This is a genomic window from Pseudomonas saponiphila, assembly GCF_900105185.1.
Lineage (GTDB): Bacteria > Pseudomonadota > Gammaproteobacteria > Pseudomonadales > Pseudomonadaceae > Aquipseudomonas > Aquipseudomonas saponiphila.
Genome location: NZ_FNTJ01000001.1, coordinates 1,138,535 through 1,151,274 on the forward strand (window position 1 = coordinate 1,138,535; position 12,740 = coordinate 1,151,274).

The following is a 12,740-nucleotide window of genomic DNA, read 5'->3' on the forward strand; positions in this document are numbered from 1 at the left end:
ATCAAGCGTCAAGGATGAAGGCCGATAGCCGGAACAGTCCAGGAGGAATCAATCATGACCACCATTACCGCCAGCATCGCCAATCCTTATCCCTTGTCTGCTCCCAAAACCGCATCGGCTGAAGCTGAAGGTTCCAGCCCTTTGGCACCAGCGAAAGAAAGCCAGGACGGCCAGGGCAAGGAGCTGCGGGTCGACGCTGGCGATGCCAACATCGATGCGGTCACGGCGGGTGGTGATCAGGTCAAGGCTCTGCAGAAACAGATCGAGCAGACCCAGAAAACCCTGACCGAACAGCAGGCACAACTGGCCAATGTGCAGAAAGGGCAGGCCAGTGACCAACAGAAAGCCCAGCAGATGATGGAAGTCCAGGCGCAGATTGCCGTGACCAATAGCACCTTGCAGGTACTGCAAGCCGCTTTGGTGCAGGCCATGTTCAGCGTTGATGTGCATGCCTGAGCTGACGGCAAGTCCACAGTCTCTGGCTTGTGACGCTGAAAACAAAAAGGCCCCGAGGAAGTGAGCTCCTCGGGGCCTTTTTGTATTGCTGCTGTTAAGCCGCCTTGGCTTCCTGCTCGCTCAGGGAGCGATTCAGAGCACTGAACAGCGCCTTGAAGCTGGCCGTGGTGATGTTTTCGTCGATGCCCACACCGTGCACCGCACGCTCACCGTTGACCCGCAGTTCGATGTAGGCCGCCGCCTTGGCATTGGTTCCCGCACCGATGGCGTGTTCGTTGTAGTCCATGATCTCCACTGGCACCGGCAAGCCGGCCACCAGCGCTTCGAGGGCGCCGTTGCCCTTGCCGCGCCAGTGCAGGTTGGTTTCGCCCTGGCCCTTGCTCGACACTTCCACTTCCACGGCGCTGTGGCCGTTCTCTTCCTGCAGGCGATGGCTGACCAGCGCGTACGGGGTGTTGGCCTGCAAGTACTCGCTGTGCAACAGCGCGTGAATCTGCTGGGCGGTCATTTCCAGGCCCAGGCGGTCGGTTTCCCGCTGGACCACCTGGCTGAATTCGATCTGCATGCGGCGCGGCAAGCTGATGCCGTATTCCTGCTCCAGCAGGTAGGCGATACCGCCCTTGCCCGACTGGCTGTTGACGCGGATGACCGCCTCGTAGCTGCGACCGATATCGGCCGGGTCAATCGGCAAGTACGGCACTTCCCACAAAGCGTCGGCTTGCTGTTGGGCGAAGCCCTTGCGAATCGCGTCCTGGTGGGAGCCGGAGAAGGCGGTGTGGACCAGGTCACCGACATAGGGGTGACGTGGGTGCACGGCAATCTGGTTGCACTCTTCCACCACTTTGCGCACGCCGTCGATATCGGAAAAGTCCAGCTCCGGGTCGACGCCCTGGGTATAGAGGTTCAAGGCCACGGTGACCAGGTCGACGTTGCCGGTCCGTTCGCCGTTGCCGAACAGGCAGCCTTCGACACGGTCGGCGCCGGCCATCAGGCCCAACTCGGTGGCGGCCACGCCGGTACCACGGTCGTTGTGGGTGTGCAGGCTGATGAGCACACTGTCGCGACGGTTGATGTGGCGGCAGAACCACTCGATCTGGTCGGCGTAGATGTTTGGTGTCGCCACTTCAACGGTGGCCGGCAGGTTGAGGATCACCTTGTTGGTCGGGGTGGCGTTCCAGACTTCCACCACGGCGTCGCAGACTTCCTTGGCAAACTCCAGCTCGGTGGCGCTGAAAGTCTCTGGCGAGTACTCGAACTGCCACTGGGTTTCCGGCTGCTGAGCGGCGTATTTGACGAACAGCTTGGCGGCATTGACTGCGATTTCCTTCACCCCGGCCTTGTCCTGGTTGAAGACGATGCGGCGGAACGACGGGCTGGTGGCGTTGTACAGGTGGACGATGGCTTTCTTCGCCCCACGCAAGGATTCGAAGGTACGGGCAATCAGGTCTTCACGGGCCTGGGTCAGCACCTGGATGGTGGTGTCGTCCGGGATGTGGCCGCCTTCGATCAGGGTACGCACGAAGTCGAAGTCGGTTTGCGAAGCGGCAGGGAACGAAGCCTCGATTTCCTTCACGCCCACGGCCACCAGGGTTTTCCAGAAGCGCAGCTTCTTGACCGCATCCATCGGCTCGATCAGCGACTGGTTGCCATCACGCAGGTCCGAGCTGCACCAGATCGGCGCGCGGGTGATGGTCTTCGACGGCCAGGTGCGGTCCGGCAAGTTGATGGTCGGGAACGCGCGGTATTTGGAGGATGGGTCTTTGAGCATGGTCATGGAGAAATCCTTATGGTCCGGGCCGAAAAGAGGCGGCCTGCCGGTGAGTCAAGAGTGCAGTGTTGACGCAGGGGGATGAGGCACCGCGATTCAGCCTGGCAGTCGTGCGCTGACGAGGCAGAGGCTCCGGTGTTGACGACGCTGAATGAGGGTGTGAGAGGTTTTCATGCGCTCAACCCTAACCACTGGGATGAGAGATGGCAAGCAGTCGAAAAAAATTGAGAGGAATACTCGAAATGGAAGCTATATCGAGATTTTATGCTGCCTATTCTTTAAAAGAATACTAAGGATTGCGCGATCATTCTGGCCTGCGCAATCCTCGTTGTGGCCAGTCTGTCGGCGGTAAAGGCTTGGAATCAGGGCTGAAACGCCCCGATAAAGATTGCCGGATCGACCCGCGCATCGTTCAGGCTGACGTTCCAGTGCATATGCGGACCCGTGGCGCGTCCGGTCGATCCGACCTTGCCCACTACTGCCCCGCGAGCCAGCGACTGGCCGACCTTCACATCGATTTTCGACATGTGGCAGAACATGCTGATAAAGCCCTGGCCGTGGTCGACGAACACCGTATTGCCGTTGAAAAAGTAGTTGCCGATCAGGATCACCTTGCCCGCCGCCGGGGTCTTGATCGGCGTGCCTGCCGGTACGGCGAAGTCCAGCCCGGCGTGAGGATTGCGCTCTTCGCCGTTGAAGAAACGCCGCACGCCGAACTTGCTCGACAGCGGTCCGTTAACCGGCTTGTCCAGCAGCAGGTTGCTCGGGGTGTTGTGGCTGAAGCTGCGGTAGGCGCGAATCTGCTCCGCCAGTTCGCCATCGATGCGTTTCAGGTCTGCGGGGTTCGGATTGACCTGACGCTGGTTCTTCAAGGTGATGTGCTGCTCGGGGTATTTCTTGCTGCCCACCAGGAAATTCAGGCTGCGGTTACCGGCGCTGATCTGCTGAGGACCGGGCTTGACCGTCAGCGGGATGCCGACGATCGCCAGCCAGTCGTTCTGCTCCTTGACCACCAGCACCGGTTTGCCCTGGTAGCTGGCCTTGGGCGCCTGGGCGGCATTACCCAGGTTGACCACCGCGACGCCACCGGGCACAGGTTTGTTCAACAGGCGGGTGATGTAGCTGTCGGCGTGAGCGTTGAAGGCCAGGCACAGCAGCAACAGGGAGCAGAGAAAACGCGGCATGGATCAATCCAGTAGAGAAAGGGTGACAGGCGTCAGGTGGTTGTCTTCGACCCGCACTTGCAACTCGCCTTCGCCCAGGCGGGCGGTGAGGCGCTGGCCATTGCGGGTCTGGGCGGCATTGCGAATGGCCTGGCCACGATCGTCCAGCAGGATGCTGTAGCCGCGGCCCAGGGTGGCCAGGGGGCTGACCACATGCAGGGTCTGCATCTGGCTGTGCAATTGCAGGCGGCGAGCCTTGAGGCCCTCGCGCATGGCGCGGGGCAGCCGTGTGGCCAGGCTGTCCAGACGCTGGCGCAGCAGCGCCAATTGTCGACCTGGGTGCTGGGCACCGAGACGGGTTTCCAGGCGGATCAAGCGTTCGCGACGGGTGTTGAGGCTGCGTTCGAAGGCCCGGCGCAGGCGCATGTCCAGATCATCCAGGCGTTGTGCTTGCTGGCGCAGGCGTTCGCCGGGATGGCGCAGACGCCTGGCCAGGCCATCCAGGCGCAAGCGGTCGCGCATCAGGCGGTCGCGCATGCGCATCACCAGGCGCCGCTGCAGGCTCTCGACCCGGCGTTGCAGGTCGCTGGAGTCCGGGGCCAGCAATTCGGCGGCTGCGGAAGGCGTTGGCGCGCGGACATCGGCCACGAAATCACTGATGGAGACGTCGGTTTCATGGCCGACGGCGCTGACGATCGGCGTTACGCAGGCATCCACTGCCCGGGCCACGGCTTCTTCGTTGAAGCACCAGAGGTCTTCCAGCGAGCCGCCACCACGGGCCAGGATCAGCGCGTCGAAGCCCCGGGCATCGGCCAGTTGCAGGGCGCGGACGATTTGCGCCGTGGCTTCGCGGCCCTGCACGGCCGTGGGGATCAGCGTCAGTACAACCTGCGGTGCCCGGCGGCGGAACACGCTGATGATGTCGCGAATCACCGCGCCGGTAGGCGAGCTGATGATGCCGATGCGTTGCGGATGAGCTGGCAGCGGCACCTTGCGTTCGGCGCTGAACAGGCCTTCGGCGCTGAGCTTTTCCTTGAGTGCATCGAAGGCCAGGCGCAGGGCGCCGTCACCGGCTGGCTCCACGGTGTCGAGGATCAGCTGATAGTCGCCGCGCCCTTCGAACAGCGAAACCTTGCCCCGGACCTTGACCGCCAGGCCGTCCTTCAGCGCCTGGCGGACCCGCGCGGCATTCTGCCGGAACAGCGCGCAACGCACCTGGGCGCCGCTGTCCTTGAGGGTGAAGTAGACATGGCCGGAAGCCGGGCGAGCGAGGTTGGAGATCTCGCCTTCGACCCAGATGTTGCTGAACACGTCTTCGAGCAGCACCCGGGCGCGGCCGTTGAGCTGGGTGACAGTGAGGACCTCGCGGTCCAGGCCGAGTCGTGCAAAGGGATCTTTAATCATGGGGCGCAGTTTAAGGGGCTGTCAGTCCATGGAACAACGCAATTCGATTGCCAATGATTGCGCAGTTGTTCGACAAACTGTGCCACCAGCGGCGTAGGGTCTTGCCGATAGGCGAGGGCGACGCAGCTCTGGCAATCGCTATCGGCCAGAGGCAGGAAACGCACACTGGACGGGGCGATGTCCTGCATCGATTCGGGCAGCAGGGCAACGCCGAAACCGGCCTGGATCAACTGCAACTGGGTGGTCTTGCGTGACATCACCCGCGCAGCCTTGGGAAAGAAGCCCTGGCGCATGCACAGCTCGGCCGACAGATAGCTCAAGCCCCCACGCTGGGGATGGGGGATGGAGATAAAGGCTTCATCGCGCAGTTGCGCCAGCGCCACCCCCTGGGCCGGTGGATCAACGGCCAGGGGATGCTGCGGCGGCACGGCCAGCAGCAGGGGTTCACTGAACAAGGGCACGATTTGCACTCCCTCTCGTTGGCGCAGCACCGGCAGGCGTAGCAGGCCGGCATCCAGGCGGCCTTCGGCGAGTTCTTGCAACTGCGCCTCGGATGACAGCTTGACGATGTCCATCGAAGCTCCGGGGCACGCTTGCAGATACTGGCTGATACCCCGCAGCAGGCGACCGCTCATGGGCACGGTGCTTGAATGACTGAGGCGCAGCGTACCCAGTTGCCCCTGGCCGACTTGGCTGGCCAGTTCCGCGGCCTTGTGCAGTTCGCTCAGCAAGTTGCGGGCCTTGGGCAAGAAGGCTTCACCAGCGGCGGTCAGCCGAGGCTGGCGGGCGGTACGTTGGAACAGTGGGGTTTGCAGCTGGCCTTCCAGTTCCTTGATCTGTCGGCTGAGGGCTGACTGGGCAACGAATAGGCGTTCTGCTGCAGCGCTGAAGCTACCGCTCTCGGCGATTTCCACGAAGTAGCGCAGTTGACGGGTTGAAATCACAAGGCATGCCTTTTTGCGATGGGTTGAAGGCCTTGACGATATTAGTCGCAAGGCTCGCCGCTGGCTAAAGTCTTTGCTGATCTAGTTGGGGAAGTCGCAGTGATGAGCGTGATCATCGAGGGGTTGAATCAGTGGTCGTTTGGCCCGGGTGCCTGGTTGGCGGTCGGCCTGGGCATCGCGCTGGCGTACATCGTGTTTGGCATTGCCGGTTTCGGCACGGCGCTGGTGGCGGGACCGGTGCTGATCCTGTTCATGCCGTTGTCGAAGATTGTGCCGCTGTTGGTGCTGCTCGATTTTGTCGCGGCTTTCGGCAACCTGTTGCCGTCGCGAAAGGACGTGGCCAGGCCGGAGCTGTTGCGCCTGCTGCCCTGCATGGCGTTGGGCTGCACCTTGGGGGTGATTTTCCTGCTCAACCTCAAGTCCGATCTGCTGCTTCTATTAATGGGGCTGTTTATCAGTGCCTACGCCATATACAGCTTGTGGGTGAAGGTGCGTCCGACTCAACTGGCGGCCGGCTGGGCAGTGCCGATGGGAGTCGTGGGGGGAATGTTTGGCGCATTGTTCGGGAGTGGCGGCTTTCTATACGCCATTTACCTGAACAGCCGTTTGCCCAAGGACCCGGCACGGGCTACCCAGAGTGCCTTGATCAGTTGCAGCACCGTGGTGCGTCTGAGCCTGTTCGCCCTGGCCGGGGTGTATGCCGAGTTGCCGCTGCTGCTGTTGGCTGGGTGTTTGTTGCCGTCGATGGCGTTGGGCTTGTGGGTGGGCCGGCGCTTGACCATGAGGTTGTCTCGGGAGGCTTTTGTACGCCTGGTGACCTGGCTGGTGCTGGCCAGTGGCGTGGCCTTGATCGGGCGCTACCTGAGTACTTGACCTGCGGGGTTCAGGGATTAAGCTGCGGGCCTGCATATTCATTCGCCGGCAAGCCGGCTCCTACAATTGACGGTAGGAGCCGGCTTGCCGGCGAACGCGTTCGTACTGTCCCAGCACGTTTCAGGCTTATCCATGAACTCGCAAAGCATCCTCGTCCCGAAAATTTCCACCCTGCCGGTGCACGAGCCCCGGGCCCGGGCCATCGTGCGCTGGCTGGTGCGCAAGAACATTGTCGAGGAAACCCTGAGCACTTGCGGGCGCACCGGCAACCGCATGGGCCATGCGATTGCGCCGGGGGCACGGGAGGTGGTGCTGCGTCCGGAGGCGCTGCCTTTTGGCGAGCCGATCAACGGCCTGGAGATCATTACCAAGCGCTGCATCTATACCCCGGCCAAGGGCTTTCTAGAAGAAGCAGGCTGCGCCGAATGCCGACAGGAAATCGGTGAAGCGCTGTTCGAAAGCCTGGAAGAGTGGATGCCCGGTCGTACCGATAACTTCATTTGCCCTGAATGCGGTCATGAAGATGACATCAACGGTTTCCTGTTCCTTCAGGAGTGTGGTTTTTCCAACTTGGGTTTTATCTTCAATAACTGGGCCGAGGCGGGGTTCAAACAGAGTTTTATCGACGAGTTCGCCGACTGGCTGGATCAGCCGGTGAGTTGGGTGAAGGTCGAGTTGTAGGGGCAGGATGTCCCCATCTATCACTCCGGCGATATTAGCCAGAGTTTTACATTGAGCCCGGGTAGGTGTCTGAGTATAATGGCGCGCTTCCATTTTCCCGCCCGGGAGCCCCCGCGATGCTGCGTATCAGCCAAGAAGCCCTCACCTTCGACGACATTCTCCTAGTGCCCGGTTATTCCGAAGTACTGCCGAATGAAGTCAGTCTAAAGACCCGTTTGACCCGTGGCATCGAGCTGAATATTCCACTGGTTTCCGCCGCCATGGACACCGTCACTGAAGCCCGTCTGGCAATCGCCATGGCTCAGGAAGGTGGCATCGGCATCATCCACAAGAACATGACCATCGAGCAGCAAGCTGCTGAAGTGCGCAAGGTCAAGCGTTTCGAAGCCGGTGTGGTCAAAGACCCCATCACCATCGAAGCCGACGCCACCGTGCGTGACCTGCTCGATCTGACCAACATGCACAACATCTCCGGTGTGCCAGTGCTGCACAACGGCGATCTGGTGGGCATCGTGACTTCCCGCGACGTGCGTTTCGAAAGCCGCCTGGAAGTCAGCGTTCGTGAAGTGATGACGCCTAAAGAGCGTCTGGTCACCGTCAAGGAAGGCGCCGACAAGACCGCCGTCCGTGAACTGCTGCACAAGCACCGCATCGAGCGCGTACTGATCGTCGACGACGCCTTCACCCTCAAGGGCATGATGACCGTCAACGACATCGAGAAAGCCAAGGCTTACCCACTGGCCAGCAAGGACGATCAAGGTCGTCTGCGTGTAGGCGCGGCGGTCGGTACGGGTAAAGACACCGGCGATCGCGTTGCTGCGCTGGTCAACGCGGGTGTCGACGTGGTGGTGGTGGACACCGCCCACGGTCACTCCAAAGGTGTGATCGACCGCGTTCGCTGGGTCAAGGAGAACTTCCCTGAAGTGCAGGTGATCGGCGGCAACATCGCCACCGGCGCTGCCGCCAAGGCTCTGGTCGAAGCCGGTGCCGACGCCGTCAAGGTCGGTATCGGCCCTGGCTCGATCTGCACCACCCGTATCGTTGCCGGTGTGGGCGTGCCGCAAATCAGCGCCATTGCCAATGTTGCAGCGGCACTGGTCGGTACTGGCGTTCCGCTGATCGCCGACGGCGGCATCCGCTTCTCCGGTGACCTGTCCAAGGCCATCGTGGCCGGTGCGTCTTGCGTGATGATGGGTTCGATGTTCGCCGGTACCGAAGAGGCTCCGGGCGAGATCGAACTGTTCCAGGGCCGTTCCTACAAGGCCTACCGTGGCATGGGTTCCCTGGGCGCCATGTCCCAGGCCCAGGGCTCTTCCGACCGCTACTTCCAGGACTCCTCCGCAGGTGCCGAGAAGCTGGTGCCGGAAGGCATCGAAGGTCGCGTGCCGTACAAGGGCACCCTGACCGCGATCATCCATCAACTGATGGGTGGCCTGCGTTCTTCCATGGGCTACACCGGTAGCGCCAACATCGAAGAAATGCGCACCAAGCCGGAGTTTGTCCGCATCACCGGCGCCGGCATGGCTGAATCCCACGTCCATGACGTGCAGATCACCAAGGAAGCGCCAAACTATCGCGTAGGTTGATAGTGATCGCCTCCAGGTCCAGGCCTGGGGGCGATTGACGAATTTAGTAACCGGGGCTGTGTTTTTCAGCCCCGTGTCGTTTCTGAAATTAGACGAGACTGACCATGGCCCTCGACATTCACGCCCACCGTATCCTGATCCTCGACTTCGGTTCCCAGTACACCCAACTGATCGCCCGCCGCGTGCGCGAGATTGGGGTTTACTGCGAACTGCATCCGTTCGACATGGACGACGCAGCGATCCGCGAATTCGCGCCCAAGGGCGTCATCCTCGCCGGCGGTCCCGAGTCCGTGCACGAAGCCAACAGCCCTCGCTGCCCGCAAGCGGTGTTCGACCTGGGCGTTCCGGTCTTCGGCATCTGCTATGGCATGCAGACCATGGCCGAGCAAATGGGCGGCAAGGTCGAAGGTTCCGACCTGCGCGAATTCGGTTACGCCCGGGTTGACGTGGTGGGCAAGAGCCGCCTGCTGGACGGCATCGAAGACCACGTCGACGCCGATGGCCTGTTCGGTCTTGATGTGTGGATGAGCCACGGTGACAAGGTCACCAAGATGCCCAAGGACTTCCACATCCTGGCCAGCACCCCGAGCTGCCCGATTGCCGGCATGTTCAATGACGACCTGCGTTACTACGGCGTGCAGTTCCACCCGGAAGTGACCCACACCAAGCAGGGCGGTCGCATCCTGTCGCGCTTCATCCTCGACATCTGCGGTTGCGAAGCGCTGTGGACCCCGTCGAAGATCGCCGAAGACGCCATTGCCCAGATCCGCGCCCAGGTCGGCACCGACAACGTTCTGTTGGGCCTGTCCGGTGGTGTCGACTCCTCGGTGGTGGCGGCCCTGCTGCACAAGGCCATCGGCGACCAGCTGACCTGCGTCTTCGTCGACAACGGCCTGCTGCGTCTGCACGAAGGCGAGCAAGTGATGGCCATGTTCGCCGAGAACATGGGCGTCAAGGTGATCCGTGCCAATGCCGAGGAGCAGTTCCTCAGCAACCTGGCCGGTGAGTCCGACCCGGAGAAGAAGCGCAAGATCATCGGCCGCACCTTCATCGACGTGTTCGATGCCGAGTCCTGCAAGCTGGAAAACATCAAGTACCTGGCCCAGGGCACCATCTACCCGGACGTGATCGAGTCGGCTGGCGCGAAAAGCGGCAAGGCCCACGTGATCAAGTCGCACCACAACGTGGGTGGCCTGCCGGAAGAAATGAACCTCAAGCTGGTCGAGCCGCTGCGCGAGCTGTTCAAGGACGAAGTCCGCCGTCTGGGCCTGGAGCTGGGCCTGCCGTACGACATGGTCTACCGTCACCCGTTCCCGGGCCCGGGCCTGGGCGTGCGCATCCTCGGTGAGGTTAAGAAGGAATACGCCGACCTGCTGCGTCGCGCCGACCACATCTTCATCGAAGAACTGCGCAAGGCCGACTGGTACCACAAGGTCAGCCAGGCATTCGTGGTGTTCCAGCCGGTGAAATCGGTGGGCGTGGTGGGCGATGGTCGTCGTTACGCCTGGGTCGTGGCCCTGCGCGCCGTGGAAACCATCGACTTCATGACCGCGCGTTGGGCGCACCTGCCTTACGAGCTGCTGGAAACCGTCAGCGGCCGGATCATCAACGAAATCGAAGGCATCTCCCGCGTCACCTACGACGTGTCGAGCAAACCGCCGGCAACGATTGAGTGGGAATGATTGGGCGTCCGGTATTGACCGGTACTCTCTAGCAAGAAACACCCTGAAGCCCGCGTAATTGCGGGCTTTTGGCTTTCTGGGGCTGGTCAATCCTGGCAGCGTCGCGCATCGCTAGGCGCCTTATTGATGTGGCAAGCGGTCGCCATGACAGTAAGCGTCCGCCCAATGCACCTTGCGTGGCTTTTTCCCAGGTCACTTAACAACTATCGTCACTGAATACCACGAAGCTTTCACATCGATTCGACAGAGGTCAGACAATTGGATGCCTACTCTGGGCGCCGCCATGGGTTGATATCGAGGAGGCTGGCAAAACAGTCCTGATCGCGGGGCTTGATGGGTAATGTTGACGTAATAGTAATGACTAAGAACGCGCGTGCAATCTACTCAATGAGGTTTTACCTATGTCCATCGGAGCCGTATCAACTTCAAATCCAGTGACTATCAATGGGCTAAGTTCCACCCAAAGTCAGCCCCAGGCGAAAGCAAATCAGGAAACGACCTCTACTACCACTGGCGCGGCCAGCGATGTCGCAGCCGCACTGAAAGAAGCTACTGAGACTGCCGCGCAAACCGCTCAAGAGGCGGGGCATGGTGATCGTCAGGCGCAGCGCTTGATGCAAAAGCACCATCACCACCCTCAACCCGCAAGCACAGCGGCGCCAACGTCTGGTGTCGTGAATGGTAACGGGCAGATAACCGGCGAGATCATAAACACTAAAGCGTAATTTCTCGGATGCACCGCAAAAGGCTGGCGAATCCTGTGCGTGCAGGATCCGCCAGTTGCATTCAACACATAGTAATACGCCACTTCTACTTCACCTTGGGCGTTTAGTTTTATGCGACTGAATCTGAATCAACAGTCAAACTTAGTCTGATTGCATGATAATTGAATGCGCTACTACTTATAGATGGAGTACCTCATAAAACGCCAAGTAGCGCGGGCTAAGACAAGTGCTGGGGTGGGCTTCGATGTCGCTGAAAAATGTCCGCCTCGCGCCATTCTTTAAGCAAAACCTGCCGGCGACGCGGATAGCGCCCGGGGCTGATTGTCAAAGCCGAAATGCGGTCCGTTCTAAAGTGACGGAACTCTTGTCTGAGTTCACACCATCCAGCGAGCATTCGAACATGGTCAAAGTAACCTAGTGCAACTGGCCAAATGGTTCTCTCGGAACGACTACCCTTCAGGTCGAGATACTGGATCTGTATCTTATGCTCAATTCGAATGGCCTTTCGAATATTAGACAGGTCGATTGCCTCTATTTCGGCGTGGTTACTTTTTCCGACCATCAATGAATTGGTATCCAGTGACGTTCGCAAGTCTTGGGGCAAAACAGACGCTATTTTCGACAGCGCTCCCTTTGCCGCACTACTCAGTTGCAGGTCAGCACGCTCCGATACCCAGCGCGAGCCCAAGACAAGGGCTTCAATTTCTTCCTCGGTAAACATCAATGGCGGAAGCATAAAGCCAGGGCGTAAAACGTAGCCAAGCCCTGGCTCTCCTTCGATGTTGGCCCCTTGTCCTTGAAGGGTTGCAATATCTCTGTACAGCGTACGAAGGCTTACCCCCAGCTCCTTTGCCAAATGACTGCCAGTCACTGGAAAGCGATGCCCGCGTAGGGTCTGAAGCAGATCGAACAATCTTTCGGTGCGAGACATGAGCGTTTCTGAAGTGCTGTGATCTTAATAAGATGCTGTCATAAATTGACAGTAAATCAAAGAATTCGCCATCAACCGATGGGTGAGCTTGTAGGCCAAGTTACTTGGCAATATGGGGGGATACTTTATGGGAAGTTTTTTCTTGGCGTCCGCGCCCATGAGAGTGCAAGCGGCCGTGCACCTGCATCACTACTGCCACTTTCTGTCAGCATGCAGGGCGACAATGACCGCGTCGCTCACTAACTAAGGAGTTTACGTCATGCGTCTTTATTACCATCCCATTTCGACCTGCTCGCGCCGAGTTCTGATGACGGCCCACTGCCTCGGGATCCAACTCGATCTCGTACTCGTCGATCTAGTCAAGGGTCAGCAAAACACTCCTGAATTTTTGAAGCTAAATCCGAATTGCGGATTTCGGAGCACCGTGACCGGCCGTTTCGGTTGATCGTGACCGGTCATTTCGCTAACGCGTGACCGCTCATTTCGGTAGCAACGTGACCGATTTTCCGCCTGTTCCGAAACAGGTG

At 60.0% G+C, this 12,740-nt stretch carries 12 protein-coding genes; 7 read left to right on the forward strand and 5 right to left on the reverse strand.

Annotated features, from left to right (window positions below):
* Nucleotides 1–54 precede the first annotated feature (54 nt).
* Nucleotides 55–456: a hypothetical protein gene (locus BLV47_RS05490; protein WP_092310792.1), complete on the forward strand. Its 402-nt coding sequence runs from the start codon at nucleotides 55–57 to the stop codon at nucleotides 454–456.
* 94 nt (nucleotides 457–550) lie between these two features.
* Here BLV47_RS05490 and leuA read toward each other — a convergent pair whose 3' ends face one another.
* From leuA to BLV47_RS05515, 4 genes are all read right to left on the reverse strand, one after another.
* On the reverse strand, nucleotides 551–2,230 hold the full coding sequence (gene leuA / locus BLV47_RS05495; protein WP_092310795.1) for a 2-isopropylmalate synthase: 1,680 nt from the start codon (nucleotides 2,228–2,230) through the stop codon (nucleotides 551–553).
* 356 nt (nucleotides 2,231–2,586) lie between these two features.
* A complete protein-coding gene (locus BLV47_RS05505) occupies nucleotides 2,587–3,408 on the reverse strand; it encodes a M23 family metallopeptidase (protein ID WP_092310798.1) in 822 nt (273 codons plus the stop codon).
* 3 nt (nucleotides 3,409–3,411) lie between these two features.
* Nucleotides 3,412–4,791, reverse strand: coding sequence for an exodeoxyribonuclease VII large subunit (xseA, locus tag BLV47_RS05510; RefSeq protein ID WP_092310801.1), 1,380 nt, complete (start codon nucleotides 4,789–4,791; stop codon nucleotides 3,412–3,414).
* Nucleotides 4,788–5,735: a LysR family transcriptional regulator gene (locus BLV47_RS05515; protein ID WP_092310804.1), complete on the reverse strand. Its 948-nt coding sequence runs from the start codon at nucleotides 5,733–5,735 to the stop codon at nucleotides 4,788–4,790. Before BLV47_RS05515 ends, xseA begins: the two co-directional genes overlap by 4 nt.
* A 102-nt stretch (nucleotides 5,736–5,837) precedes the next feature.
* Here BLV47_RS05515 and BLV47_RS05520 point away from each other — a divergent pair, with 102 nt between their 5' ends.
* From BLV47_RS05520 to BLV47_RS35265, 5 genes are all read left to right on the forward strand, one after another.
* Nucleotides 5,838–6,608, forward strand: coding sequence for a sulfite exporter TauE/SafE family protein (locus BLV47_RS05520; RefSeq protein ID WP_092310806.1), 771 nt, complete (start codon nucleotides 5,838–5,840; stop codon nucleotides 6,606–6,608).
* A gap of 132 nt (nucleotides 6,609–6,740) precedes the next feature.
* Nucleotides 6,741–7,289 (forward strand): sugar ABC transporter ATPase, encoded by a 549-nt coding sequence (locus BLV47_RS05525; RefSeq protein WP_092310809.1) that lies wholly within the window; start codon nucleotides 6,741–6,743, stop codon nucleotides 7,287–7,289.
* Nucleotides 7,290–7,405: 116 nt separating this feature from the next.
* A complete protein-coding gene (guaB, locus tag BLV47_RS05530; RefSeq protein WP_092310812.1) occupies nucleotides 7,406–8,875 on the forward strand; it encodes an IMP dehydrogenase in 1,470 nt (489 codons plus the stop codon).
* A gap of 104 nt (nucleotides 8,876–8,979) precedes the next feature.
* Nucleotides 8,980–10,557, forward strand: coding sequence for a glutamine-hydrolyzing GMP synthase (guaA, locus tag BLV47_RS05535; protein ID WP_092310815.1), 1,578 nt, complete (start codon nucleotides 8,980–8,982; stop codon nucleotides 10,555–10,557).
* A 401-nt stretch (nucleotides 10,558–10,958) separates the two neighbouring features.
* Nucleotides 10,959–11,282, forward strand: a complete 324-nt coding sequence (locus tag BLV47_RS35265) for a hypothetical protein (protein ID WP_143038242.1) — start codon at nucleotides 10,959–10,961, stop codon at nucleotides 11,280–11,282.
* A gap of 217 nt (nucleotides 11,283–11,499) precedes the next feature.
* Here the strand turns inward: BLV47_RS35265 and BLV47_RS05540 are convergent, their stop codons facing one another.
* Nucleotides 11,500–12,213 (reverse strand): helix-turn-helix transcriptional regulator, encoded by a 714-nt coding sequence (locus BLV47_RS05540; RefSeq protein WP_092310818.1) that lies wholly within the window; start codon nucleotides 12,211–12,213, stop codon nucleotides 11,500–11,502.
* Between the two features lie 259 nt (nucleotides 12,214–12,472).
* Here BLV47_RS05540 and BLV47_RS36840 point away from each other — a divergent pair, with 259 nt between their 5' ends.
* Entirely contained in the window at nucleotides 12,473–12,658 is a 186-nt protein-coding gene (locus BLV47_RS36840) for a thioredoxin domain-containing protein (protein WP_143038243.1), read from the forward strand.
* Nucleotides 12,659–12,740 lie beyond the last annotated feature (82 nt).

Bases quoted from the DNA above. Each gene is read 5' to 3' on its own strand.
- BLV47_RS05490 (WP_092310792.1), top strand. From the start codon at position 55: ATGACCACCATTACCGCCAGCATCGCCAATCCTTATCCCTTGTCTGCT.
- leuA (WP_092310795.1), bottom strand. From the start codon at position 2,230: ATGACCATGCTCAAAGACCCATCCTCCAAATACCGCGCGTTCCCGACC.
- BLV47_RS05505 (WP_092310798.1), bottom strand. From the start codon at position 3,408: ATGCCGCGTTTTCTCTGCTCCCTGTTGCTGCTGTGCCTGGCCTTCAAC.
- xseA (WP_092310801.1), bottom strand. From the start codon at position 4,791: ATGATTAAAGATCCCTTTGCACGACTCGGCCTGGACCGCGAGGTCCTC.
- BLV47_RS05520 (WP_092310806.1), top strand. From the start codon at position 5,838: ATGAGCGTGATCATCGAGGGGTTGAATCAGTGGTCGTTTGGCCCGGGT.
- BLV47_RS05525 (WP_092310809.1), top strand. From the start codon at position 6,741: ATGAACTCGCAAAGCATCCTCGTCCCGAAAATTTCCACCCTGCCGGTG.
- guaB (WP_092310812.1), top strand. From the start codon at position 7,406: ATGCTGCGTATCAGCCAAGAAGCCCTCACCTTCGACGACATTCTCCTA.
- guaA (WP_092310815.1), top strand. From the start codon at position 8,980: ATGGCCCTCGACATTCACGCCCACCGTATCCTGATCCTCGACTTCGGT.
- BLV47_RS35265 (WP_143038242.1), top strand. From the start codon at position 10,959: ATGTCCATCGGAGCCGTATCAACTTCAAATCCAGTGACTATCAATGGG.
- BLV47_RS05540 (WP_092310818.1), bottom strand. From the start codon at position 12,213: ATGTCTCGCACCGAAAGATTGTTCGATCTGCTTCAGACCCTACGCGGG.
- BLV47_RS36840 (WP_143038243.1), top strand. From the start codon at position 12,473: ATGCGTCTTTATTACCATCCCATTTCGACCTGCTCGCGCCGAGTTCTG.